The sequence below is a fragment of the Halogeometricum sp. S3BR5-2 genome, from assembly GCF_031624635.1.
GTDB lineage: Archaea > Halobacteriota > Halobacteria > Halobacteriales > Haloferacaceae > Halogeometricum > Halogeometricum luteum.
Window position 1 is genome coordinate 74,530 of sequence record NZ_JAMQOQ010000001.1, and the last position, 26,105, is coordinate 100,634.

General features: G+C 64.0%; 21 protein-coding genes and 2 tRNA genes. 19 read left to right on the top strand and 4 right to left on the bottom strand.

Annotated elements, in window-relative coordinates:
* Positions 1-26: 26 nt before the first annotated feature.
* Positions 27-1,157, bottom strand: a complete 1,131-nt coding sequence (locus NDI79_RS00365; protein WP_310926466.1) for a VIT1/CCC1 transporter family protein — start codon at positions 1,155-1,157, stop codon at positions 27-29.
* A 383-nt stretch (positions 1,158-1,540) separates the two neighbouring features.
* Between NDI79_RS00365 and NDI79_RS00370 the strand changes: the two genes are divergently transcribed.
* The 5 genes from NDI79_RS00370 to NDI79_RS00390 all read left to right on the top strand — a co-directional run bounded on the left by NDI79_RS00370 (position 1,541) and on the right by NDI79_RS00390 (position 5,751).
* Entirely contained in the window at positions 1,541-2,395 is an 855-nt protein-coding gene (locus tag NDI79_RS00370; RefSeq protein WP_310926467.1) for an NOP5/NOP56 family protein, read from the top strand.
* Positions 2,392-3,027: a fibrillarin-like rRNA/tRNA 2'-O-methyltransferase gene (locus NDI79_RS00375; protein WP_310926468.1), complete on the top strand. Its 636-nt coding sequence runs from the start codon at positions 2,392-2,394 to the stop codon at positions 3,025-3,027. The genes NDI79_RS00370 and NDI79_RS00375 overlap by 4 nt, the downstream gene beginning before the upstream one ends.
* A 496-nt stretch (positions 3,028-3,523) precedes the next feature.
* On the top strand, positions 3,524-4,600 hold the full coding sequence (locus tag NDI79_RS00380) for a glutamate--cysteine ligase (protein WP_310926469.1): 1,077 nt from the start codon (positions 3,524-3,526) through the stop codon (positions 4,598-4,600).
* Positions 4,601-4,652: 52 nt separating this feature from the next.
* Positions 4,653-5,183 carry a winged helix-turn-helix transcriptional regulator gene (locus NDI79_RS00385; RefSeq protein WP_310926470.1) on the top strand — a complete coding sequence of 177 codons (531 nt, stop codon included), beginning with the start codon at positions 4,653-4,655 and terminating at the stop codon, positions 5,181-5,183.
* Between the two features lie 67 nt (positions 5,184-5,250).
* Positions 5,251-5,751: a phosphopantetheine adenylyltransferase gene (locus tag NDI79_RS00390; RefSeq protein WP_310926471.1), complete on the top strand. Its 501-nt coding sequence runs from the start codon at positions 5,251-5,253 to the stop codon at positions 5,749-5,751.
* 47 nt (positions 5,752-5,798) lie between these two features.
* Here NDI79_RS00390 and NDI79_RS00395 read toward each other — a convergent pair whose 3' ends face one another.
* The gene (locus tag NDI79_RS00395) at positions 5,799-6,107 is read right to left on the bottom strand and encodes a transcription initiation factor IIB family protein (RefSeq protein WP_310923779.1); all 309 of its coding nucleotides are present in this window, start codon (positions 6,105-6,107) and stop codon (positions 5,799-5,801) included.
* Positions 6,108-6,252: 145 nt separating this feature from the next.
* On the opposite strand from NDI79_RS00395, the gene NDI79_RS00400 reads away from it, so the two are divergent.
* The 12 genes from NDI79_RS00400 (at position 6,253) to NDI79_RS00450 (ending at position 20,293) form a co-directional block, all read left to right on the top strand.
* A tRNA-Leu gene (locus NDI79_RS00400) sits at positions 6,253-6,337 on the top strand.
* 50 nt (positions 6,338-6,387) lie between these two features.
* A complete protein-coding gene (locus tag NDI79_RS00405; RefSeq protein ID WP_310926472.1) occupies positions 6,388-7,548 on the top strand; it encodes a tyrosine-type recombinase/integrase in 1,161 nt (386 codons plus the stop codon).
* A gap of 374 nt (positions 7,549-7,922) precedes the next feature.
* Positions 7,923-8,114, top strand: a complete 192-nt coding sequence (locus NDI79_RS00410) for a hypothetical protein (RefSeq protein ID WP_310926473.1) — start codon at positions 7,923-7,925, stop codon at positions 8,112-8,114.
* A 391-nt stretch (positions 8,115-8,505) separates the two neighbouring features.
* On the top strand, positions 8,506-8,661 hold the full coding sequence (locus NDI79_RS23555; protein ID WP_425499575.1) for an LEPR-XLL domain-containing protein: 156 nt from the start codon (positions 8,506-8,508) through the stop codon (positions 8,659-8,661).
* A 908-nt stretch (positions 8,662-9,569) separates the two neighbouring features.
* Positions 9,570-13,481 (top strand): Eco57I restriction-modification methylase domain-containing protein, encoded by a 3,912-nt coding sequence (locus NDI79_RS00415; protein ID WP_310926474.1) that lies wholly within the window; start codon positions 9,570-9,572, stop codon positions 13,479-13,481.
* A gap of 62 nt (positions 13,482-13,543) precedes the next feature.
* Complete coding sequence (locus NDI79_RS00420) at positions 13,544-14,179, top strand: DUF3267 domain-containing protein (protein WP_310926475.1); 636 nt, start codon at positions 13,544-13,546, stop codon at positions 14,177-14,179.
* 159 nt (positions 14,180-14,338) lie between these two features.
* On the top strand, positions 14,339-16,033 hold the full coding sequence (locus tag NDI79_RS00425; RefSeq protein ID WP_310926476.1) for a DUF262 domain-containing protein: 1,695 nt from the start codon (positions 14,339-14,341) through the stop codon (positions 16,031-16,033).
* 313 nt (positions 16,034-16,346) lie between these two features.
* Positions 16,347-16,420: transfer RNA gene (locus tag NDI79_RS00430), tRNA-OTHER, on the top strand.
* Positions 16,421-16,725: 305 nt separating this feature from the next.
* Positions 16,726-17,547: a diadenylate cyclase DacZ gene (gene dacZ / locus NDI79_RS00435; RefSeq protein WP_310926477.1), complete on the top strand. Its 822-nt coding sequence runs from the start codon at positions 16,726-16,728 to the stop codon at positions 17,545-17,547.
* Complete coding sequence (locus tag NDI79_RS00440; RefSeq protein WP_310926478.1) at positions 17,547-18,386, top strand: mechanosensitive ion channel domain-containing protein; 840 nt, start codon at positions 17,547-17,549, stop codon at positions 18,384-18,386. Before dacZ ends, NDI79_RS00440 begins: the two co-directional genes overlap by 1 nt.
* Positions 18,387-18,476: 90 nt before the next feature.
* Positions 18,477-19,205, top strand: coding sequence for a hypothetical protein (locus NDI79_RS00445; RefSeq protein ID WP_310926479.1), 729 nt, complete (start codon positions 18,477-18,479; stop codon positions 19,203-19,205).
* A gap of 50 nt (positions 19,206-19,255) precedes the next feature.
* On the top strand, positions 19,256-20,293 hold the full coding sequence (locus tag NDI79_RS00450; RefSeq protein ID WP_310926480.1) for a sensor histidine kinase: 1,038 nt from the start codon (positions 19,256-19,258) through the stop codon (positions 20,291-20,293).
* A 52-nt stretch (positions 20,294-20,345) separates the two neighbouring features.
* Here the strand turns inward: NDI79_RS00450 and NDI79_RS00455 are convergent, their stop codons facing one another.
* Positions 20,346-20,906, bottom strand: a complete 561-nt coding sequence (locus NDI79_RS00455) for an acyltransferase (RefSeq protein ID WP_310926481.1) — start codon at positions 20,904-20,906, stop codon at positions 20,346-20,348.
* A gap of 59 nt (positions 20,907-20,965) precedes the next feature.
* Positions 20,966-22,258 carry a phosphoribosylamine--glycine ligase gene (gene purD, locus NDI79_RS00460; RefSeq protein WP_310926482.1) on the bottom strand — a complete coding sequence of 431 codons (1,293 nt, stop codon included), beginning with the start codon at positions 22,256-22,258 and terminating at the stop codon, positions 20,966-20,968.
* A gap of 163 nt (positions 22,259-22,421) precedes the next feature.
* Here purD and NDI79_RS00465 point away from each other — a divergent pair, with 163 nt between their 5' ends.
* Together NDI79_RS00465 and NDI79_RS00470 are read left to right on the top strand one after the other, a co-directional pair.
* Positions 22,422-23,825: a PQQ-binding-like beta-propeller repeat protein gene (locus tag NDI79_RS00465; RefSeq protein ID WP_310926483.1), complete on the top strand. Its 1,404-nt coding sequence runs from the start codon at positions 22,422-22,424 to the stop codon at positions 23,823-23,825.
* Between the two features lie 102 nt (positions 23,826-23,927).
* The gene (locus NDI79_RS00470) at positions 23,928-26,105 is read left to right on the top strand and encodes a thioredoxin domain-containing protein (protein WP_310926484.1); all 2,178 of its coding nucleotides are present in this window, start codon (positions 23,928-23,930) and stop codon (positions 26,103-26,105) included.

Below are 26,105 nucleotides of genomic sequence, written 5' to 3' on the forward strand. Positions count from 1 at the left end.
GCGCGCACGAAGCGCTCCGATACTGCTTATCCGACCACGGCCACCCCGATGAGCGTGCCGACGCCGTACGTGAGCACCGCCGCGGCGAGTCCGATGCCGACCTGCCTGAACCCCGAGTACAGGACGCTTCGTCCCGTCAGAAGCGTGATTCCGGCGCCGATCGCGAAGAGCGCGAGCGCGCTCAGCGTCAGGCTCGCTCCGATCGCGGCGACGCCGCCGAAGAGGAAGAACGGAAGCACGGGGACGATCGCACCGAGTGCGAACAGGACGAACGACGCGGCGGCCGCTTCCCACGCCGAGCCGCCGAGTTCCTCGGGGTCGATACCGAGTTCCTCGCGAGCGAGCGTGTCGAGCGCCATCTCCTCGTCCCCGACGAGTCGCGCCGCCAGCGATTCGGCCTGTTCCCTCGGAAGTCCTTTCGCCTCGTAGATGAGCGCCAACTCCCGTTCTTCCTCCTCGGGGATCTCGGCGAGCTCCGCCGCCTCGATATCGATCTGACGCTGGTAGAGTTCGCGAGAGCTCTGAACCGAGAGCCACTCGCCCATCGCCATCGAACCCGCGCCCGCGATGAGTCCGGCGAGCCCCGTGACCAGTATCGTCCCCGATTCGAGCGCCGCTCCCGCGACGCCCATCACCAGGCTGAGATTCGAGACGAGACCGTCGTTCGCACCGAGCACCGCGGCGCGGAGCGCGTTGCCGCTCGTCGCGCGGTGACGCCCCTCCAGTCGGGCCAAGACGCCGCCTTCGACCCCTCGCCCCGGAACCTCCGCTATCGCCGCCAACAGCCGGTCGTGAGAGTGCTCCTCCGCTGACAGTTCGGTCCCCCGCGTCTCGGGCTGCGTCGCGTACCCTCGACCGCCGGCGACTTCGCCCGCTCGCATCGTCGAGAGCACGACGCCGGGACCGACGCGTCGCGCGAGCCACGCCAGCGCTCTCGCCCGCGCGGTCGGTCCGGGGGCCGGTTCGTTCACTCCGGCCTCGTCGAGCCGCTCCGTCCAGAACTCGGCGTGTCGCGTCTCCGTCTCGGCCAACCGGCGGTACACTTCGGCGACCTGCGGGTGTGACTCCGCCTCCGCCATCGCGCGATAGACCGCCGCGCTGTCGACCTCGTCCTGTCGATTTCGGCGGTAACGCGCGACCGAATCTTCGTCCGGCATCGTCGGTCTCTATTCAACGAGATGTCACATAGTAGTACCGCGCAGTCGACCCGCGTGGGATAAATGCGGTTCTCCCCGCCCTCCGGCCCGCGCGTCGAACGGCGCCGTGCTCAACCCACCATTCGGGTTTCGCCCGTAGAAAGAGCCGAGACCCGGGTCGCTCGTCGTCCGCTCCAAACCATGATGGTTGCCAACTATCGACACTCTGCGCTCGCTCTCTCCTACTGCTCTGTTCTGCCCCGAACCACCCTCAGTTCGCCCAACCGGGGTTGCGGTTCGGCGGGGTTCGACCGACTCGACGGAGAGCGAACGGGGTCGACGGCGCCGAGGTATGCGCTCTCCGTACCGGGACGGATATACTGGTCCGGGGACAGCGTGAAACCATGAACGACGGAGCGCCCTCGGCGCGCGCGGGTTGGTTCGAGGGCATCGACCCCGGCGACGTGGACAGTGCGAGCGAGGCGATAACCGACGGCGAGGCCGAGGCGCCGCGGGACTGGCCCGCGGTCGCGGTCGAGTCGGGATTCGCCGACTCGGAGGCGGAGTACTACGAACGGCTTCGCGAGGCGACGCTGAACGCCACGAGGGAGGAAGTCCGCGAACGGGAACGAGCCGACGACAAGCAGTTGGTCCACGCCGTCCGCGCGATGGACGACGCCGAACGGACCGCGAACGAACTCGCGGAACGACTCTCCGAGTGGGCCGGAACGCTGTTCGAGGACGCCGACGTCGGCGTCGACGGCGCCCGCGCGGTGGCCGACAGGGAGCCGGAGACCCCCCTGGAAGAGCGCGTCGTCTCCTTCGCCGGGCGCATCGCGGACCTCGCGGACGAACGCGACGACTTGCGGGCGTTCGTCGAGTCGCGGGCGCCGGCCGTCGCGCCGAACCTCGCGGAGATGGCCGGCCCCGTCCTCGCGGCCCGCCTCGTCGCCCTCGCGGGCGGCCTCGAATCGCTGGCCAAGAAGCCCTCCGGGACCGTGCAGGTGCTCGGCGCGGAGGACGCCCTGTTCGCGCACCTGAAGGGGCGTGCGTCCTCCCCGAAGCATGGTATCATCTACGTCCACGACTACGTGCGCGGTACCCATCCCGACCACCGCGGGTCCGCCGCGCGCGCGTTCGCCGGCAAACTGACCATCGCCGCCCGAATCGACCACTACTCCGGGGAGCTGAAACCGGAGGTACACGAGGAGTTGCGCGAACGGATGGAGACGATTCGGGCGCGGGAGGTGGACGAGTGACCGACATACCCGAGGGCGTCGAGCGCCGCGCGTTCGACGGCCGCGAGCGACTCGCCACGCGGGGGGAGACGGTGTACGGCGAACCCCGCGACGAGGAGGGGTGGCGCGCGTGGGACGCCGGCCGGTCGAAACTCGGCGCGATGCTCGAACTCGGAATGGACACCGGTCTCGTCGGCGGCGAGTCGGTGCTGTATCTCGGTGCGGCGTCGGGCACCACCGTCTCGCACGTCGCCGACTTCGCGGGTCCGACGTACGCCGTCGAGTTCGCGGCGCGACCGGTCCGCGACCTCCTCGGCGTCGCCGAGGACAGGGAGAACCTCTTTCCCCTCCTGAAGGACGCGCGGAAACCCGAGACGTACGCCCACGTCGTCGAATCGGACCTCGACTGCATCGTGCAGGACGTGGCGACGCGCGGGCAGGCCGACGTGGCGGTGCGCAACCGGCGGTTCCTCGGCGACGACGGCCGCCTCCTCGCGGCCGTGAAGGCGCGGAGCGAGGACGTGGTGGCCGACCCCGAGGACGTGTTCGAGGCGTTCCTCGAGGACCTGCGGGAGTCCTACGAAGTGCTGGAGACGGAGCGATTGGACCGCTTCCACGAGGACCACCTCGGCGTCGTCGCCCGGCCGAAGTAGTCTACAGAAATCGCCGTCTTGCTCCCGAAACGATAGAACTCTGCATGATATGTTCGGATAATAGAATGAACCGGAGCGATTGCACTACTCCTGAGCGGGTGTTCGACGAACACCCGCTCATACGTAGTCCTCGGTAGTAACACTTAGCCTCCGCTATCTACAGTACATAGTATGACTGGCCGACCTCGAATAACCGATCTGTCGGTCATCGAACCTGAAAACTTCAAATTCCGGAACACGCAGTTTCTCGAAGACACGTCACTCACATACGAGGGGTACGGTGACTACCAATCGACCCGGCGGAATATCTGGAGTACGCGAAACCACGACCTTCGTCGAGTCCTACGCGAATTCCCAACTGACGAGCCGCTCGCCTCTGGCCAGATCGAAAAGCGGGTCGGGTTAGATTGAGATACTGCTCACCGGTTCGTCGGTCGCCCGCACGGGTCGCCGGGGTCCACGACCTATTTAATGAGCCCCCCCCAACGACCGTGCGATGGAACTAGGGTCCGCGGACGCCTTCGACCGGATGGGCACGCTCGGCGTCGAAGAGGAGTTCTACATCGTCGACGGCGACGGCCGCCCCGCCTCGGGCATCTCGGACCTCGTCTACGACAACCCTCCGGGGGGACTTCTCGGCGACCGCATCGACCACGAACTGTTCCGGTTCACCGTCGAGACGCAGACGCCGCTCATTGAGGACCCCTCGGAGGCGGGCGACCTCGTCCGCGCCGTCCGGGAGGCACTCGTCGACCACGCGGCCGACCACGGCTACCGCATCGCGGCAGCGGGTCTCCACCCGGCGGCGAAGTGGCGCGAACTCGACCACGCGACGAAGCCGCGGTACAAATCGCAACTCGACCGCATCCAGTACCCGCAGCACCGAAACACGACCGCCGGCCTGCACGTCCACGTCGGCGTCGACGACGCGGACAAGGCGATCTGGGTCGCCAACGAGGCGCGGTGGTATCTCCCGCCGCTGCTCGCCCTGTCGGCGAACTCCCCCTTCTGGAACGGGTTCGACACGGGCCTCTCCTCGGCGCGAGCGAAGATATTCGAGAACCTCCCGAACACCGGGATGCCCTCGCGCTTCGCGGACTTCGAGGCGTTCCAGGAGTTCGAGCGCCGGATGGTCGAGTTCGGCTCTATCGAGGACCGCGGCGAACTCTGGTTCGACGTGCGCCCGCACACCGGCCACGGCACCGTCGAGGTCCGGACGCCCGACGCGCAGTCGGACCCCGAGAAGACGATGGCGTTCGTCGAGTACGTCCACGCTCTCGTCCTCGATTTGGCCGAACGCTACGAGGACGGCGAGTCGGGGACGGACCTCCGTCGGGAACTCCTCGACGAGAACAAGTGGCGCGCGACGCGACACGGCCACGACGCCGGGTTCGTCGCCCGGGACGCCGAGGGGACGGTGTCGCTCGGCGAGTTCGTCGACCGGGAGTGCGACCGACTCGGCGTCGACGGCCTCCGAGCGGTGTACGACGCCGAGAGCGGAACCGAACGACAGCGACGGATTCGCGCCGAATCGGGCCTCGATGCCCTCTGTGAACGCCTGTGTCTCGACTGACCGTTCGGAAAGGTTTTTAACTGGCTGGTTTTGACCTATGGGGCAGAACAGTATGTCTGCGGACGATACTCCCGACGACACGAGAGAGGAGGGTTCGGAGAGCGACGCGGTGGCCGACCCGACCGAAACGCCCTCGGAGCAGTCGACCCGCGAGCGACTCGAAGCGGAGGCCGACCGGGCCGTCTCGGAGTTCGACGAGAACATCGTCGACCTCCTGGCCTGGTTGCTCGATACGGAGACGCGCGCTCGCATCTACGTCTACCTCCGACAGCACCCCCACACCACGAGCGACGAGGTGGCCGACGGCACCGGCCTCTACCCCAGCACCGTCCGCGAAGCGCTCGCGGAACTCCACTCCGAGGAGACGGTGACGCGGCGCAAGCGAAAGAACTCGGGAGCGGGCAACAACCCCTACGAGTACACCGCTATCGCGCCGAGCGACCTCGTCCAGAGCGTCGTCGGGCAGGTCCAATCGCAACTGAACACGGTCTTCAACCTCGACCGGCGTCTGCTCGGGGACGACGAGGCGGGCGATATCGAACCCGTCACCATCACCGTTCGCCCGGACGGCGGCGACGACTGAACCCCGGCCCCGCCGCCCTCGCTCCGTGAGCCGACCTTTTTAAGTCACGAGCCCCCGACCCCCGGATATGAACGTCGCGCTCGGCGGGACCTTCGACCCGGTTCACGACGGCCACCTCGCGCTGTTCGCGAGGGCCTTCGAACTCGGCGACGTGACCGTCGGTCTCACGAGCGACGAACTCGCGCCGCAGACCCGCCACGTCGACCGGTACGTCCGACCGTTCGAGGAGCGGAAGCGCGACCTCTTGAACCACCTGCGACCGCTGGCCGAGGAGTACGGTCGAGAGTTCGACATCCGGGAACTCGCCGAACCGACCGGCATCGCCACCGAACCCGGCTTCGACGTGCTCATCGTCTCCCCGGAGACGAAAGACGGCGGCGCGCGGGTGAACGAGATTCGCGAGGAACGCGGCCTCGACCCCCTCGACATCGAAGTGGTCGGCCACGTCGCCGCCGAGGACGGCGAGCGCATCTCCTCGACGCGCATCGTCCGCGGGGAGATAGACCGCCACGGCAACCTCACGCCCGAGCGAGACGGCCGCGAGGCGACCCGTCCGGAGGACGCTTGAGGTCGCGTTCGGTTACGATTTCCACTCTCACCCCCCCTCGACCCGCCTCACCACGTCGGCGGCCGAAACCCCGCGTCTTCGAGGATGTCCTTCCAGCGCTGTTGGATGCTGAGCCGCGTCACGTCCATCGCGTCGGCGACGCGCGACTGCGAGCGCTCCTCGCCCGCGATGAGTGCGGCGGCGTACAGGCTCGCGGCGGCGACGGCCCGCTTCGAGCGGTCGGTGTCGGGCACGTGCGAGAGGAACATGTCGCTCGCGTACGACCGCGCCTCGGACCCGAGTTCCAAGCGGTCCCCGCCCGCCTCGATCCGCTGTAACCACTCCTCGTTGTCGACCCTGTCCCGGGCGCTGTACATACTGACTGCTCCGCGTCGACGCACTTGACGCTTGCTCCGACCGACGCCGCGAATCGGCCGACGGGGTCGATTCCGCGGAGGCGGTGGGACCCGTGCCGGAGACGAACGACAGCTTCTTACCTCGATTCCTGATACTACCGGGTGCGCGCGGGTAGCCAAGCCAGGCCAACGGCGCAGCGCTTAGGACGCTGTCCCGTAGGGGTCCGCCGGTTCGAATCCGGTCCCGCGCATCCGCGGCTTCGCCGCGTCTTGCGATTTTCACTTCGGCAGGAGACCCTACATGGAAGACCTGCCAATCACGCTCTCGCGCTGTAACGTTTTCACCAACGGGGAGTTGGACACCGAACGCCCCATCCCGGTGGTGCCAAAATCGCACGACGGCGTACTGAACGAGAAGCAATTCGTAGACTACAAAGACAGGCGTGTTCGATTCCTGTCATGGCTGTTGAAGGTTGGGAAGTACCCCGACAAGGCCGAAGGGTACTCGCCGTACACCGTTTACTCGACGGCGTACCGAACCGCGCGGTTCGACCTGTGGCTCTGGGAGCAGAAGAACGAGTACACGTACCCGCCTCAATCCGATGACGCCGCCGCCTACATGGACTGGTTGGCGTTCTCCGACCAGAGTCAAGTGATGAAGGGGAAGGCGCAGGAAGGCCTCCAGCACCTCTCGAAGTGGCTCCACCACGAGTACGGCTACGACGAGTGGGAGTTCGAGTACACCTTTGACGGCTCCGGCGGCAACCACCAGCCGCAGGACTTCCTCACGCGTGAGGAGCGCCGTGCCATCCGACAGGCGGCCCTCAACGAGGGGAACATCCCCGCCTACGACTCCCTCACCGCAGAGGAGCGGAACGGGTGGAAACTCTACATCTCGAACGCACTCGGGAAGGCGTACGACGAGGTAACGCGCGAGGACTGGGACGAGGTGAACGGGTGGGAAATCACCTCTCTCGTTTGGACGAGTCTCGACGCCGGTCTCCGTCCCAACGAGGTCCGCAACGCTCGGACGGAGTGGGTGGACACGAGGAACGGCGTTCTCCGCATCCCGAAAGACGAGTCCTCGAAGAACGAGGGCAACTGGACCGTCAGCCTCACCGAGCGGACCGCGACGGCGTTGTCTCGCTGGCTTGAGGAGCGCGAGCAGTACGAACGGTACGAGGACACCGACACGCTCTGGCTAACGAGTCACGGCAATCCTCACGGCTCCAGCAGCCTTCGGAGACTCCTTCACCGACTCTGCGACCAAGCCGGTATCGAGACCGCGAATCGAAAGATGTCGTGGTACACGATACGGCACTCGGTGGGGACCTACATGACCAAGGAGCGGGACCTCGCCGCGGCGAAAGCCCAACTCCGCCATAAGAACCCCATGACGACGATGAAGTACGACCAAGTGCCGGTTGAGGACCGCCGTAGCGCCCTCGACAGGATGGGGTAAAAACCGATGACGCCGCAGACAAACCCCCACCGGAACGCCGAGAAAGTCGTCAAGTGCCCTGTGGACGGCTGTGAGGCCGAGAAGTTGAGCCGCGGAATGCACCTTCACGTCCTTCGGAGTGCCGGTAACGGACACGGCCCACAGGGAGAGGTCCCCGAACATCTCGACTTCGAGAATCTGGAGGATGTCGGGACGCGAGAGGTCGAAGTCAACTACCCCGAGGAACGGAAGACCGAGTCGGTCGCTCGGCTCTGCCCGTACTGCGGGAAGCCGTTCAAGGGCAAGAACGGGGTGCTGATTCATCTCGGACAGGTAGAAGGCCGGAAGAACCACCTGCCAACGCCTCCGAGGTCCACGAGCCGGGTGACTTCCCCGTGGTCGAACTCGATGAGGCCGAGAACGTCGTCGCCGTCGTTGAGGGACGGATACCGTCTTTGGCGGGGAACTGGCCCTACGAGGAGAGCGTCCCGGTCGAACGGGTCTACCGCCTCATCGCGGAGTTGCTGGCCGAAGGAAAACCCGAAACGGCGTCACGAGCGCGAAGCCTACTGCTCACCGACGAGTGACTGAGAACTCGTTCTGAAACGACGGACGGGTGCGTGGGAATCCACGCACCTATCCTCCGTTTGTCCTACCGGAACGGCGGGACACAACCGGGAGTCGGAGACCCCCGGATTGGGTGTCTCGTCGTCCGCATTAAGTCCGAGCAACAACTCTTTGCCTTCCTCCCTCACTCCGTTACTGTTGGACCACACTAAACCAACCCCGAAAATGGAGTGATTTTCGCCCTCAGTTCGTGACGGAACTTACTAACAAGCATGCGTTCGCCCGTTTGCTGGTGTAACAACCTATGGCAGTAACGAGTCCGGCGAAAGAGGTCGAGAGGAGGGCGAGTTGACGCAGATGTGTTTTGACGAATCTAAACCATAATGTCTGATAGACTGGACAAATGTCAAAATTGCTTTAGAGCAGAGAATCCTCCATTCCGCCGACCCTCTCCAAACGAAAATCGCCGAAGCCCTGTGCGGCCACGAGAGCGGTTCTTTTGCGACAGATGATGGATGCCACTCACAACTTGCAAAAACCGATTCTGAAGGCCATCAGGGGCCTTAAAATGGAACCTGGCCGTTTGTCTCAGCCCCTACTCGCTCTGGCCGCTAAGATGGAGGCATTTTCCTGCCTGCTTATCGCGTGACTCGTACTCTATTAACCGTCTCTCCTTGAAGAACCTACTCGTTGTGGGAACGAGTTTTGAAGGCGTTACAGAATGGCGGGGTCATCGGATGGTTACTCAAGGGGGGACTACAGGGGGGATACTACTACAGGGTATCAACTCGTTGTTCCTATCCGATGAGGGCCGCCTTTAGAGTACGTTAGTGTAAACACGTCTTTCTCTACAGTATCGAACTACGTGCTGTAAGAACGGTAATGAAACACGGGGTAGTCCACGAGGGGAAACCCTACGGGGTACTACTACGGGGATGTGTGCCCCATGGATGTGTGCCCCATGTTTGACACACCTGTACCGCGGCATTCTGCAATCGAGCCGCCGACCGAAGCGCGGGTGAACTGCTTGACGAAGTCGTTGCGTCCAATACCGCGTCACCACGGTATGTTATCTCCCGACACGGACAGAATTGTTTGGAAAACAACGTTCGTATTGGATTTTTGTGATTGAGTATGCTTTTGTCAAATTCAATCTTTTGCACAAATGTCTCCCTTCATGCGATTCAACGAGATGAATTCAAATTGCCACCGTCCATAAAGGTGGGAATTCCGCCTCTGAGAAAAAGACAAATTTGGGTTGACTGGCTACCCTGTACTGGGTTACTTTACCCGAACACAACAGTCCACTACGAGACACCCGCGCCGCCCTCATCGGCTGACTGCCGAATACCAAACGAGTGAGGAGCAACGTAGACGCCGGGGTATCCTGAAATCAGAGAAATTTGACAGACTTCCCGAGTTGACTCTCAGCAACTCGGCTACTTTTATGAAGGCCTATTGAGTTGAGGCCGCTAATGGCAGACCCTTCGGCTCTACACGACTCTCTCCAAGCCATCGCCGGACAGGTCGATGGCGACATGAGCGAGCGTGATGTTGAAAACCTCTTTCTGGAACACGGGTTCTACGACGCGCTCGACTACGAAGGAACAGGCACGGACATCCGTAGCGAGTTCACGCTTCCAGATGACCGGCGACCCGACTACATCACTCTCGATTCGAACGAAGCGGTCACGGCGGTCTACGAGTTCAAGACGACCGGTCGTGACCTCCCGCCCCACGAGTCGCAACTGTTCCACTACATGGACTACCTCCGTTCGGAGTTCGGCGTCCTAACCAACGGGGAACAACTGCGTCTCTACCGCCGAGGACAGGATTCTCCGATTCTGATTGTCTCGCTTGACTCCGCGACAGAAAGTGACGCCCGAGACCTCGTCAGTTCGCTCCAGAAACGGGAGTTCGACCTCACGAACCCGGACGACGTGAACCGATTTCTGTCCGAACTTGACCCGATTCCGCTCAACGAGGAGGCCGAACTCGGGCAGGCTCACTTCTTCGACACCTTCCGACTTGAAGATGGAAGCCCCTTCGCCGACCTCGTCACAGGGATGATGGACCTGCTCCACGAACTGCGCGACGAGGAGGAGGCCAAGTTCGTCAAAGGGGCGTACGACTTCTGGGAAGCGACCTACGCGAGCGAGCCGGATGAGGTCCCGGCCTCTTGGGACCCGTTCATCGACGGGAAGCAGTCCCTCCGTGATTTCATGTTTTGCTTGGAGAGCGGTCACGCCGTCCTCGCGCGGTTGCTACTGGCGAAGGCGACCGAAGACCACCAGTTTTTCGCGGGTACGGGTTACGACGGGATGGAGGACTACTTCCGCGGACTTCAGGGCTTCAGCGACTCAATCAACCTCGACGCCTTCCCGGTCGCCGCGGACAACCTCATCGACGACATGCAGGAACAGTTGGTCGAAGGGCTGTTCCAAGACGACATCTTCGTGTGGTGGACCGACGGCTACGCGGAACAACTCTCCCGGTTGCACGAGTCAGGGGCGAACCAGTTCAAGGCCGTGGCCGAGGGGACGGGGTCGGTCGAACGAATTAGCGCGGCCACTCGGGACCGCTTCAGTCGGGCAGTCGCCGAAGTGTTCCTCAACATCCTTCGATTCGATTTCTCCCACGTCGAAGGAGACCTGCTCGGCGACCTCTACCAGCGGTACTTCGACCCGGAGACGCGGAAGGCACTCGGGGAGTTCTACACGCCGCAACCGGTCGTTGACTACATCATGGACGGCGTCGGCTACGACCGCGGCGTCTCGAACAGACGACTCATCGACCCCTCCTGTGGGTCCGGGACGTTCCTCGTGGAAGCCGTGGAGCGGTACATCGCCGACGTTGAACGCTACGAGGACAACCCCGACTGGCAGGACAAACTCCGCGACCTCTGTACCCGCCCGCGCATCGTCGGTCTCGACATCCACCCGTTCGCCGTGCTGATGGCTCAGATTCGGTTCGTGGTCGCCATCCTCCCCGCCTACAGAAAAGCGAAGCAGGAGAACTCAAACTTCACTATCCGGCGGCTTCCGATTTACCGGACGGACTCGCTCCGGAACGAGCGCAAACTCTCCGGGGTGGATTTGGGTACCGGAGACGCGGAGACGTGGCAGTCGCCCCTCGATGCATGGGACGAGGACGAGAAGGAGGTCAAAGTCCCGGTCCCGCTTCCGGTCGAAGTGGACGAGGAAGACGGGGTCGAAACCGAGGACGGCTTCCTCGTTCGCCGCGTCCGTATGCCGCTCTATACGACGATTCGAGCGGAGACGAGCGTGAAGAACTTCGGGGAGTATTTCGCCGCCCTGCAAGGCGTGCTGGACACCGTAAAAGACCACATGGCCCAGTTCGGCGACACCACCGACTGGGATTGGACCTACGGCGGCGGCCTCGAACCTCGAATCAACCGGTACACCTCCCAAGAGTACGACGGCTTGGAGGAGTTCTTCGAGGAGTACGTCAACGACATGTTGGAGAACGTCCGGTACCTCAAGGAGGAACACAACGACGGGCGGCTGTTCAAGATGTTCGAGGACACGGTGTTGGCCCTCGTCGTGAAGAACTACATGGAATACGACTACGTGGTGGGCAATCCCCCGTACGTCCGAATCCAGAACCTCCCGGACAAGCAGAAGGCCATGATGAGCCGTCTGTACGACGCCACGACCGGGAACTACGACATCTACTGCCCCTTCTACGAGCGAGGTCTCGACTGGCTGCGGGACGATACGGGGAGACTCGGATTTATCACCCCGAATCAGTTCATGGTCACGGACTACGGCGAGGGTCTACGGAAGGTGATGCTCGAAGATAGCCGCATCAAGGAAGTGTACGACTTCCGCGACTCCGGGGTCTTCGAGGACGCGACCAACTACCCCGCCATCGTGATTCTTGAGGACGAATCCGATGAGGCCGCCCGTGAGGAGAACCAGATTCGGTGTGTTCGGGTGAAGGCGAACACGGACGATGGCGATGACCGCGAACTGGACGAGGCCATCATCGAGTCGGTACGCGACCACCGCGGCGAGCCGGGCCACTCTGACGAGTTCATCGACGTGTTCGACTTCCCGCAGGCGGAGTTGAACGAGGGGTACTGGTCGTTGATGCCTCCCGAGGAGTTGCAGGTATTCAACAAACTGGAGGAGCAGAAAGACGCGTTCATCGGGGACGTGACCGATGCCGTTTTCCAAGGTATCCGAACCAGCGCGAACAAAATCTACGTTGTAGACGTGGTGGATGCAGACCGGGTAGACTCGGACGATGAAGGCAGTACTGTGACTATAGTCCCTACTGGCGAATCAAGAGAGTACGAAGTCGAAACAGACCTTCTCCGACCGTTCCTGAAAGGCAACGACGTTGAGCGATGGCGGGGTGATTGGTCCGGATTACACGTCATTTACCCCTATCACGTTGAGGAAGGAGAGTCAGGGGAAACAGAAGCAACCCTCTATTCAGAGGATGAACTAAGAGAAAACCTCCCTCTATCTTGGGACTACTTTAGCCATCACGAGGAGGCACTTCGGGGGAGAGAGCGAGGGAATTGGGAAGACAGTAACACGTGGTGGGAGTTCGGACGAACGCAAAATCTGGAGAAATTTGAGCAACCCAAAATCATCCAAGCCCACATCTGTCAAAATGCCACGTTCATGATTGACGAAGTAGGGACGTGGTATTTTACTACGGCGTACTCCGTGCTTCTTTCGGACGACTACCGTGACTTTACCGAGGAGATGGCCTGTCAACTCAACTCGAAAGCCCTCGACTTCTACTTCAAGCACATCACGACGGTCAAGATGGGCGGATACTACGAGTACCGCTCACAGTACGTCGAGAAACTCCCCTGCGTGACCGACGACACCGCGGGCGTCTTCGGATTGATGCGCGAGAAAGCCGGGGAGATTGTGGACTCCATCGACCTCGACAGCAAGACCGACCGCTTCCCGGAGGCGTACCTCGGAGACTACGACGGTGAACTCGACTACATCACCTACGAGTGGCAGACTCGCCGCTACCCGGTGAGCGCCAACGTGCAGGGGGACGTTGGGGGGGATTTCACGGTGCAGGCCGGTCGCTCCGACACCATCAACGACCCTGCGATGTACTCCGAGGACCGCGAGGCCCGGAAGATGCGAGCCGAGTACGTCCGCGCGGCTGTGGACGGTCGGAACGTCAAGAGCGGTGAGGAGACGACCATCCCGATACCCCGGAGTGACGCAGGCGTGGGGACGCTTCTCGACAGGCTCGAATCGGACCGCAGCCGAGTTGCGGAGACAGACATCGAGGCATTGGAGGCCGAGATTGATGAGGCTGTGTACGACCTGTTCGACCTCGATGAGGGCGAGCGCGAGGTCATCGAGGACTACTTGCAAGTGTTCTGAGATTAGTTAGAATTCGTTATGTTACCCAGAAGACACTTGTTGAATCGGCGACTAATTTGTGTATGCCGGAACATTGGCCTCCAAACGGTCACACAGAACCGAAAGAGTACAACCGAAGTGAACGCGCCGTTCTCGTCCTCGGGCTAATACTGACGGGGCTGTTTGGGTTCACTACCTTTCAGCCAATCGCGGCCGGGTCTGAAGCGTACGTCAATTTGTGGTTCGACTTCGCCGCGGGCATAGGGCTTTCAATCCTTCCTGCTCTCGTCGCAGGTGTCGCAATAGTCTTTGTGGGACTCGCAGTCCTGCTCTATGGTATCGTGACGCCGGTTCACGAGGGGATACACTACGGAGTTGCCAGTTACCTGAATCTGAACCCGGACTTCGGCTTTGACGAGATGTGGCGCGTAAAAAACCCTCGCGTAGTCGCACTCTCGACGGGTATTCCGGTCTGGAAGAACATGCTGATGCTCATCACACCGTTCGTTGCGATTGGGCTTGTCTCGGCAGGAGTCCTGCTTGTCGCTAACGGTCTCGTCGCGGGCGTCGCCGGAGTCGTGCTGTGGGTTAACTCGGCGGCGTCAGCACAGGACGTGTACCATTATCTCCGCCTCCTTCGGATGGACCCAAAGGCGAAGTTCGCAAACTTCGAGCGAGACGGAGAAATCAGGACGGAGTACGTCGTTCCGGAGCGGTAACGTAGTTCCTCCGTTCTGAATTTACGTGACCCGGATAGTTCTCGCTACCCTGAGAGGACGTGAGCGAGGCGTCATAATTGTATTTCATGAAGGCGGTACACCCACCAAACAGACTATTCAACAGAAATACCTATTACTGAAACCTGTTTTCAAAGGGTCATGAGCGGAAGTCTCGGTATCTCTGCTAACGAAGATACCATCGAGAGCGTTCTCTCCCGGAACTATCGGTACACCGTCCCGGACTACCAACGCCAGTATTCGTGGGGGGAGGAACAATGGCGCGCCCTGTGGGAAGACCTCCAAGCGCTTGACAATGGAGAAACGCACTTTCTCGGTTCCATCGTCGTCATCGAACGTTCATCCGGACTGAACGAACTGGACCGACTCGAAGTCGTTGACGGACAGCAGCGAATGGCGACCATCCTTACGATGCTCGCCGTGATGCGCCAGAAGTACCTTGATGAAGGGGAGAGCGGGCAGGCCAACGCAATTCGAAGTGAATACCTGTTTGAACAGGACCTTGACCAGCAGGAATACCAGAACCTCACTCTCAGCCGTTATGACAATGACTCCTTCTCGGCGATACTCAACTGTAACTTCGGGCAGGTAGATAACGAGAATCTAAATGAAGCACTCGAATTTTTCGGCTCACGGATTCATGGCTTGACCGTAGATGAGACGGATACACTTAGAAAGCGACTGCTGAGTTCTGTCACACTTGTTTCAATCGAGTGTACTGAGGAGCAGTCGGCGTTCCGGCTATTCGAGACTCTGAACGAGCGGGGGCTGGAACTTTCCTCGGTTGACCTCATGAAGAACCACATCTTCAGTATCGCCGCACAAGACGATGATGTCGATTACGAAGCGGTCAAGCAATCGTGGCAAACGACCGTTGACAACACGGTCCCGTATCTCAACAAGCCAAGCCGATTCTTCCGCCACTACATTATGTCGGCACCGGCTCCGGACCATCCCGACGACGTTTCCGATTACAAACTTTATGACACCTTCCAAGGCATCATCAGCGATGTTCGGGACTCGGAAGACCTCACGCTCGAATCCTATCTGGCTGACGCGGCTAACCAGTCGGAGTTGTACCTACAGATAGTCCACGCGGACATTGACCGGTATGACCACGGAGGAAACGACGCCATCAACGAGAAACTGACTCATCTCCACCACATCAAGTCCGTTCAGGCCCGAACGCTACTCCTGCGTATCTTCCGGGAGTTCGACAACCCAAACAAGGTTATGGAAGCACTCGGTGTCCTTGAACGGTTCTTGGTTCGTTGGAAGGTGGCCAACTACGCGACGGGTGGACAGTTAGACCGCATCTATTCTGAACTCTGTTCGACCGTTTTCGATGAGAGCGACCCCGTAGAGGAGATGCGGGGATACCTCCGCGGCAAGTACCCGAGCGATGCCGAATTTAAGGCTGGTATTGAGAACAAGAGGGTCAAACTCAATAACCGGACAAAGTACATGCTCAAACGAATTGAGGAAGTCCACTACAACGGAAATGTGGGCCGATTGGAAGACTACGACATAGAACACATCGCACCTCGCTCCGCGTACACCGCGACTCGCCATAGTGCGTGGGTTACCACGTTGAACACTACTCAGGCAACGTTTGAACAGCACCGGGACCGACTCGGGAATCTTACGCTCCTCGAAACAGACAAGAACATCCGCGCAAGCAACGACCCCTTCGAGACAAAAAAGAGCGAATACAGCACATCGGACATCGCTATGACTCGGTCTGTCGCAGAGACCTACGACAACTGGAACCTCAACACCATCGAAGAACGAACTTCCGAACTCGCCGAAGTCGCCCTAAACATCTGGTCTCTTTAGGTTTGATTTCTCCGCGTGTCGGCTGTCTCTGAAAACAGGAGGAACGAAAGCAGCATGAAGGCCGGTATACCTCGGAGTCTAAACGTGATTCTGAAAAACGCAGTCAAAATCGACCCAATGACGCGAGCCGACTTACCAAAATGCGCGCTCGAAAGGCCCGCTCGTGTGCCAACCCGGACCCGCCCCAACGCCCCGGCCCTCATCGGATTGGTGCGAAAGGGAACAGCGACTGGGGCTGTCTCGTAGAAGCACTTTTAGCACTTGCCGTTTAGTTACGTACTGTCGAAGTGGAAATTGGGGATAGCCACCCAAAGTGCCGGGTAACGGCCCGAGGCGCTTAGGACGCTGTGTGGAAGCACTCCGCCGGTTCGAATCCGGTCCCGCGCATGGCTTCTCCGAACGTCAGTGAGGAGAGCCGTCGGTACTGCCGGATTCGAAGCAGGGAGCGTCGCGAGCGAAGCGAGCAGAGCGACCGGGGTTCGAATCCGGTCCCGCGCATTTTGCAGGTCCCACCGTCGACCGAGAATCGAACCCGCGCTGTCGACACCGACGCCTCCGTCGGTCTCCCGCCGGCAGCCCCCGGTCTCCCGTTCTCGCGCTTCCCTCGACCCCGTTGTCTGACGCACGTCAGCCGATATCACCTCCGAGAACGTCCCACAAGCCTTTTTCTCGCTGCAAGAGACGTGTAGTTGATGGTGGCGCTATCGGACCTCCTCGACGACGTCGTAGCCGACGTGGACGCGTTGTTTGTTTTCTCACCCAGCGGTTCGTACTACGAACGGTTCACCGACCCCGATTCGACCCTCGACACGCCCGTCGTGGTCGTCGCCCCCGAGAACGCCGTCGACGCGGACACGTACATCGAACTCCCCTTGGAGTTCGACAACGTCCGCGACCGCATCCGCTTCGGTATCGAGGGGGCGATGGAAGCCGACGTCGTCGAGGAGGGTGACGTCGTCGCCTGCAGCGTCGCCGTGTTCGACGGCGACCAGGACGCGGTCATCCGCGTCCGCGTCGAGGAGAAGATGCGCTCGGGCATCTACGAGTTGTTCGCCAACTCGCGGGCGGACCCCAGCGTCATCCGCGACGTGTTCGAGGTGGCCATCGAACTCGGCAAGAAGGGCCAGAAGGGCAAGCCCGTCGGCGCCCTGTTCGTCGTCGGCGACGCGGGCAAGGTGATGAACAAGTCCCGACCGCTGTCGTACAACCCCTTCGAGAAGTCCCACGTCCACGTCGGCGACCCCATCGTGAACGTGATGCTCAAGGAGTTCTCCCGCCTCGACGGCGCGTTCATCATCTCCGACTCGGGGAAGATAGTCAGCGCCTACCGCTACCTCGAACCCGCCGCCGAGGGCGTCGACATCCCGAAGGGTCTCGGCGCGCGCCACATGTCCGGCGCGGCCATCACCCGCGATACGAACACGACGAGCATCGTGCTCTCCGAATCGGACGGCCTCGTCCGCGCGTTCAAAGGCGGAAAGATGATCTTGGAGATAGATCCGGAGGACTACTGATGACGCCCGCGGCGACGCTCCTCGCGGCGCAGACCGGCGTGCCGACCGAGGCGCCCGACGCCGCCGAACCGTTCTTGGAGGGGATTTTCGGTCTCCTCCCCCGCGATATCTGGTTCGCCCTCGTCGTCCTCGTCGTCGGCGTCGCCGTCGCCCTCCTCCTCGGGACGCTCACGCGGCGCGTCCTCGAAGGCCTCGGCGTTCCCGACTCCATCGAGGGCACGTCGTTCGAGCGAACCGCGCGCAACTTCGACACCTCCACGGTCGAACTGCTCGGGTGGCTAGTCCGCTACTTCGTCGTCGGCGTCGCCGTCCTCGCGGCGCTCTCCATCGCGAACGTGAACTACGCCGACCGCTTCTGGAGTCAGGTCGTCGAGTTCCTCCCGATGCTGTTCTTCGCGGTGGTTATCGTCATCGTCGGCATCGTCGTCGGCGACAAGGTGGGACTGCTCATCGCGGAGCGACTGCGCGGCGTCAAACTCCCGCAGGTCGGCGTCATCCCCGCGGCCGCGAAGTTCACCGTGTTCTTCCTCGCGGCGCTCATCGCCCTCTCGCAACTCGGCGTCGCCACGACGGCGCTGGTGGTCCTCCTGGCCGCCTACCTGTTCGCCGTGGTGTTCCTCGGCGGCATCGCCTTCCGGGATATGCTCCAGTCGGGCGCGGCGGGGACGTACCTCCTCCTCACCCAACCCTACGCCATCGGGGACGAGGTGCGCGTCGGCGACACCGGCGGCATCGTCCAAGAGGTCGATCTGTTCGTCACGCGCGTCGAGAGCGACGACGAGGAGTACATCGTCCCGAACCGGAAAGTGTTCGACGAGGGTATCGTCCGAGTTCGGTGATAACGGCCCTAACTGACACATCAGTTACCGAAACTGTTTTGCGCTGTCAGGGGGACTATCTCCCGAACGCGAACATCCCGCACAGCATACATGAATCCGGACTCCCCTCCGACGCTCCGCTCCGACGCTCCCTGCGCGGCGGCACGCGACGTCGCCGAGACCCTCCTCGAAGCGTTCTATCAACAGGATATCCGCGAGGAGTGTCTTCTGAGCGGTGACGCGGCGGGTGCGGTCGAGGCGGCCGACGCGAGCGCCGAGGCGATGGCCGCGGTGTTCCGGGCGGAGTTTCCCGGACGCCCGCCCGAACGCGCCGAACGCGCCGGGAGGACGTTCGCACGCGCCCTGTTCGTCCAGGACGAAATCGAGAACTGGTTCGCGCTCCGGTCGAACGCCGCGGCGTTCGACCGGCCCGCGACGGAGTTCCTCTTCACCGACCTCTCCGAGGAGTACGACGGGGACGTCGGGGACGACCCTCGCTGGGCGAGAGTGCGGGGACTGCTCCGCCGCGTCTGTGCGGAGACCGGTATCGACGCCGCCTACGGCGACCGACAGACCGAGTTCTGGCGCCAACACGGTCAACGCGACGAGAACTGGGTGCGGACGGCGCTGGAAGCCCACCGGCTGAAAGTCGAGGCGATGGTCGCGGGCTGCGAGGCGGAGGAGGCGACGGCGCTCTCGGAGCGGTTCCTCTCCGGGGTGAAGTTACACGACCGGTGGAGTCGGGTCGACCGCGACCGGGATTTCGCCGCGATACGCGAAATCGTCACCGCGTACTACCAACGGGTCTTCGAACTCCGGGGAACCCCTCCCTCGGCGTGACCGACCTGTCGAACCCCGAGGATAAAATACTCTGAGCGTCTGGTGGACGTGTGGAGTGGAGCCCCGACGGAGACGACGACCGCCCCGGCGGCGAGGTGTACCGCCAGGCCTTCCGCAGTACCGGCGCTCCCGCGCTCATCGCCGACCCCAACTTCGTCATCCGCGACGTCAACGACAGCGGTCTGGAGTTTCTGGGCTACCAGCCGGGCGAACTCGTCGGACGCTCGGCGGCCGAGATATCCGGCGACGACGACATCTACGCCGACATCGTCGACCACCTCTCGCGCGGCGAGACCTGGAGCGGTCGGTTCGTCGCCCGGACGAGCAGCGGTGACAAGGTGTATGGCCGCGGGTCCGCGGCTCCCATCCTGGTGGACGGCAGCGTCGAGGGCGTCGTCGCCATCTTCGTCGACACGACGAAACAACAGCAGTACGAGAACGCCTCGGAGGTGCTGAACAGGCTGCTCAGACACGACCTGCGCAACGAACTCAACGTGATGTACGGCCACGTCCAGCGCGCGCAGTCGGCCGCCTCGAAGGACGAGGCGGCCGAGAGCCTGCAGAAGGCCCAGAAACTGATACTCGAAATCGTCCGTAAATCCGAACGCGCGCGCGACCTGCGCGACCTGTTGGAGCGCTCGTACGGCGCGACCAACCGCCCCGTCCGTCTCGATATCGTCCTCAACAACGCGATGGTCGAGGTGATGCGGGAGTTCCCCGACGCGGCCTTCCGCTTCGAGGTGTTCCCCGAAGTCGTCGTCAGCGCGGACGACCTGCTGTCGACGGCGGTGGAGGCGGTGCTGGAGAACGCCGTCACGCACAACGACAGCGCCGACCCGGTGGTCACCGTCGACGTGGAGGTCCGCGAGGACCACGTCGTCCTCGCCATCTCCGACAACGGCCCCGGCGTCCCGGAACCCCAACGCGACCTGATATTCGGGCGCGAGGAGTACGACCAACTCCACCACGGCACCGGAATCAGCCTGTTCTTCGCCGACAGCGTCTTCGACAGTTACGGCGGCGACATCTGGGTGGAGGACAACGACCCGCGCGGCGCGACGTTCAAGATTCGACTGACGCGCGTCTGATCGGTAACACGCTCCCCTCTCAACTCACTGTCCTGCCTCCTCTCGGGGGTAGTCAGTCGTCGTCGTCCTCGTCTCCGCCGTCCCCGTCCTCGAACTCCGCGCTCGACATCGGGCGGGCGGGCACGCCGGCCACCGTCGTCCCCGGCGGCACGTCTCGCGTCACCAGCGAGTTCGCGGCCACCTGCGCGTCCTCGCCGACGGTGACGCCCGGGAGAATCACGGCCTTCGCGCCTATCATCGCCCGGTCTTCGAGGACGACTTCGCCCGTGCGGTACTCCTCCTGCAGGAACTCGTGACAGAGGAGCACCGAGTCGTAGCCGACGATAACGTCGTCTCCCAGTGTGATGAGTTCGGGCCAGAAGACGTCGGGCGTGGCTTCGAGGCCCCACGAGACGCCGCTGCCGACGGTGACGCCGAGGCGCCGGAGCGCCCAGTTCTTCCACCGGAGGAACGGCGCGACGCGGGCGACCCACACCAGAACGTAGTTCAGCGCCACCCGCCAGACGGGCTTGGCGTCGGTCCAGTACTGGAGGGAGTTCAGGGGACCGGGCGTCGGGTGCGAGGTCACCCGGCGGTGTCGGGGTCCCGCCGCGTCGTCGGTGTCGTCGCTCACGTCCGTCGATTGGTCGCGTTCGTACAAAAGGCTCCGCAGTCGACGCGGCGCCGACCCGCTTACTCCCCGCGCAACTCGGCCATGTGGTCGATTCGCTGCTGCACCAACTCCGGCGTACCGATATCGTGCCGGACGCGGAGTCCGTCGCCCGCGGCCGACAGGGCCGCCTCGGCGGACTCCTCGGCGGCTTCGATGGTGTCCTCGACGCCGACGACGGCGAACGACCGCGAGGTGGTGGTGTAGAGGCCGTCCTCGCGGGCGTCGACGCTGGCGTAGAAGAGGAGGGCGTCACCGGCGCTCTCCTCGTCCACCTCGATTCTCGCGCCCGAGTTCGGGTCCGTCGGGTAGCCGTCGGGGACGGCGTACTTACACACCGTCGCCTTCCCCGAGAACGCAAGTTCCGGCAGTTCGTCGCCGTCGCGCGCGGCGGTCACCACGTCGAGGAACGGGGTTTCGAGGACGGGCAGGGTGTTCATCGCCTCCGGGTCGCCGAAGCGGGCGTTGAACTCGACGACTTTGATTCCGTCAGTCGTCAGCATGAACTGGCCGTACAGGACCCCTTTGTAGTCTTCGAGCGACTCCACGACGGCCTCCAGCACGTCGACGGCATCGGCGTACTCCTCGAACGACATGAACGGCAGTTCGGCGGCGGCGTCACTGTAACTCCCCATGCCGCCAGTGTTCGGCCCCTCGTCGCCCTCGTAGGCGCGCTTGTGGTCCTGCACGGCGGGCGTCGGGCGCACCTCGCCGTTCGCCACGAACGCCTGCACGGTGAACTCCTCGCCCACCAGACGCTCTTCGAGGACGACCTCGTCGTAGTCGGAGTCGCGGAGGTACTCCTTGGCCTCCTCCTTGGTCACCTGGTCGCCGGTGACCTTCACGCCCTTGCCCCCCGTCAAACCGGCCGGCTTGACCGCCAGGTCGCCGTCGTAGTCGTCGATGTAAGCGCACGCCTCGTCGGTATCCTCGAAGACGGCGAAGTCCGGACAGCCCGGAACGTCGTGGTCGGCCATGAACTCCCGCTGAAAGGCCTTGTCCGTCTCGATGCGCGCGTCGTCGGACGTCGGACCGAACGTGTAGACGCCCGCGTCGTCCAACGCGTTGGCGACGCCCGCTTCGAGGGCCGACTCGGGGCCGACGACGGCGACGTCGGCGCCGACGTCCCCGGCGTAGTCGACGATGGCCTCGGCGTCCGTCTCCGACACCTGCCGGAACCCGGCCGAGAGCGACGCGATGCCGGGGTTGCGGTTGCTCGCGCAGGCGTACAGTTCGCAGTCCGAATCCGACGTCAGCGCGCGCGCGATGGCGTGTTCGCGGCCGCCGCCGCCGACGAGGAGCGCAGTCTCCGTCATACTCGCCTGACCTCGGCACGAGGGTGTAAAGGTTGCTCTTCTCGGGGGCGAATCTGTGCGCGGTCGTGCACACCCGAACCCTCTCGGCGCGACGCCCGCACGTCTGTCAAACCGACGTTTGACCCACCAGAAGACCCTTTCCGTCCTCTTCACCAGTGGGCGTATGGTCTCTCGTAGACGCTTCCTCCGACTCGGCACCGGCGCGGTGACGGCGACGGCGGCCGCCGGATGCATCGGCAGTTCCCACGGCGGCGACGACACCGTCCCGGTCACCGACGCGTCCGACTCGACCGACGGGACGACGACGGGAGGGAACGGAGACGAGTCCGCGTCTCCCCTCGAACTCCCCGAGTGGGACCCCGACTGGACGCTGTCGTTCGACGGGCCGAACGTGCTCGGAGTCGATGCCGACGGCGCCGGTCCGCTGTTCGTCACGCTGAGCGACGACGGCGGCGACGCTCCGTCCTCCGCCGTCGTCGCCGTCGACCCCGCCGAGCGCTCGGTTCGCTGGCGGACCGAGATACGGGGCGAAGCGGTCGCCGGGTCGCACGCCGCCGCGCGGGGCGTCGCTCGTGGCAGATGGGGCGCGACGCTCTCCGACGATGCGCTGTACGCCGTCGCCGGCCGGACGGACGAACGGGAGTGGACGGCGCTCCACGCCCTCGACCGGTCGACCGGCGAGCGCCGCTGGTCGCTCGAACGCGGGCGGGAACTCGGCGTCGCCGGCCGCTCGGAGGGCCTCGTCGTCGCCGCCGGGACGGAGTTCTTCCCGCCGCCGGGCGTGACGCCGACCAGCCACCAGACGCCGGAGGACCCGCTGACGACCGTCGTCTACGGCCTCGGCGCGGACGACGGGAGCGTTCGGTGGACGCGCGAGTTCGAGGCCGTCTCGGACGTCGCCGTCGGAGACCGGAGCACCTTCGTCGTCGCTTCCGGCCGCCTCGTCGCCCTCGGCCGCGACGGCGAGACGCGGTTCACGCTCGGCGGCGGCGCTCCGGCCGCGCGCGTCGAAACCATCGACGACCGACCGTACCTGCTCGCCGGGGAGGACGGGGGCGCGACGCTCTCGGGCGTCGCCCCGAACGGCGACGTGGACTGGCGGGTCGACGCCCCCGTCGGCGAACTCCTCGCGGGGGAACGCCGCCTGTACGCCGGCGGCGACGCAGTCCTCGCCGTCGACCCGGACGGGACCGTCCGCTGGCGCGACGACGACTACGGGAAGTGGCTCCTCCTCGACCCCGACGGCGACACGCTGTACGCGCGGTCGGGCGTGGCCGCGGACGCCGCGACGGCGTACGGTGCGGGCGGTTCGAACGGAGGGAAGCGCTGGACGTTCGACCCGCCGTCGAGAAACGCGTGGCCCGAGGCGGCGACGGAGGATTCGCTGGCCGCCACAGCCATCACCGGCGACGACGCGGACGACCCGTTCTACACCGTCTACTCGGTGACCGGGGACGGCGAGGCGACGAAGTCACTCGGCGTCGACACGGTCTTCGACGCCCTCGGACGCGAGGAGCGGGTGTACCTCGGCGACGGCGAGTCGAACCTGCTGGCGCTGACGCCCTGAGGCTCGCGCGCGGCCGTGTCGCCACTATCTCGTCCTGCGTCGTCGCCGTCGGGACTCGCCGTCTCCACGGCCCTTTAGTCTCCGCGGCGTCGTCTATTCGATATGAGCGACGCGACGGGGCGAAATCGGCTCGGCGACGAACAGAGCCCGTACCTCCGACAGCACGCCGACAACCCGGTCAACTGGCAGCCGTGGGACGAGGCGGCCCTCGAAACCGCCCGCGAGGAGGACAAACCCATCTTCCTCTCGGTGGGCTACTCGGCGTGTCACTGGTGTCACGTCATGGCCGACGAGAGCTTCGAGGACGAGGAGGTGGCGCGGGTGCTGAACGAGTCGTTCGTCCCCGTCAAGGTCGACAGGGAGGAGCGGCCCGACCTGGACAGAATCTACCAGACCATCTGCCAACTCGTCTCCGGCGGCGGCGGGTGGCCGCTGTCGGTGTGGCTCACTCCTGAAGGAAAGCCGTTCTACGTCGGGACGTACTTCCCGAAGGAGGAACGGCGCGACAGGGGGAACGTCCCCGGATTTCTCGACCTCTGTCGGTCGTTCGCGGACGCGTGGGAGACGGATAGAGAAGAGATAGAGAACCGCGCGCAGCAGTGGACGGACGCCCTGAAGGACCAGTTGGAGGAGACGCCCGACGAGGCGGGCGAGGCGCCCGGGACGGAGGTGCTCGGCGAGGTGGCGAAGGCCGCCCTGCGCGGCGCGGACCGCGAGTACGGCGGGTTCGGTTCCGGCGGGCCGAAGTTCCCCCAACCCGGTCGAATCGAGGCGCTGCTCCGTTCGTACGTCCACTCCGACGAGGAGGAACCGCTCGACGTGGCGATGGAGGCGCTGGACGCCATGGCCGGCGGCGGGATGTACGACCACGTCGGCGGCGGCTTCCACCGCTACGCAACCGACCGACAGTGGACCGTCCCGCACTTCGAGAAGATGCTGTACGACAACGCCGAGATTCCGCGCGTCTACCTCGCGGCCCACCGTCTCACGGGCCGGGAGGACTACGCCGACGTCGCCCGCGAGACGTTCGACTTCGTCGCGCGCGAACTCCGCCACCCGGACGGCGGCTTCTACAGCACGCTCGACGCCCAGAGCGGCGGCGAGGAGGGGACGTTCTACGTCTGGACGCCCGAACAGGTGCGCGAAGCGCTGGACGACGAGACGCGCGCCGACGTGTTCTGCGACTACTACGGCGTCAGTTCTGGGGGTAATTTCGAGAACGGCACCACCGTCCTCACCGTCTCGACGCCGATAGACGAGGTGGCCGAGGAACACGGCCTGACGACCGACGAAGCGGTCGACCACCTCGATTCGGCGCGCGAGACGCTGTTCGAGGCGCGGGAGTCGCGGACCCGCCCGCCGCGCGACGAGAAGGTGCTCGCCGGCTGGAACGGCCTGATGATTTCGAGCCTCGCGCAGGGGTCCTTGGTCCTCGGCGAGGAGTACGCCGAACGCGCGGCCGACGCGCTCGGGTTCGTCCGCGAGCACCTGTGGGACTCGGATAGAGAGCGGCTCTCCCGCCGGTTCAAGGACGGCGACGTGAAGGGGGACGGTTACCTCGAGGACTACGCGTTCCTCGCGCGTGGCGCGTTCGACCTGTACCAGGCCACCGGCGACGTCGACCACCTCGCGTTCGCCGTCGACCTCTCGCGGACGCTGGTCGACCTGTTCTACGAGGAGTCGGCGGGAACGCTGTACTTCACGCCGGCCGACGGCGAGGCGCTGGTCACCCGCCCGCAGGAGCTACAGGACCAGTCGACGCCCTCCAGCGTCGGCGTCGCCGCCTCCCTGCTCCTCGACCTCGACTCGTTCGCCCCCGACGCCGACTTCGCCGCCGTCGCGGGGTCGGTGCTCGACACGCACGCCGACCGGATTCGGGGTCGGCCGCTCGAACACGTCTCCCTCGCTCTCGCCAGCGAGAAGCGCGCCCGCGGCGGGTCCGAGATAGTCGTCGCCGCCGACGCCCTGCCCGAGTCGTTCCGCGAGACGCTGGCGGCGCGGTACGTCCCCGGGTCGGTCCTCTCCGTCCGACCGCCGACGGAGGAGGAACTGGCGCCGTGGCTCGATACGCTCGGTCTCTCGGAGGCGCCGCCCGTCTGGAAGGGCAGGGAGATGCGCGACGGCGACCCGACAGTCTACGCCTGCGAGGGGCGGGCCTGCTCGCCGCCCGCGCACTCGGTCGACGAGGCGCTGTCGTGGTTCGGCGGCGACGGCGGCCTCGACGTGGAGCCCTCGGACGTGGACCTCGACGAGTCGGGACTCGACCTCGACGGCGAGTGA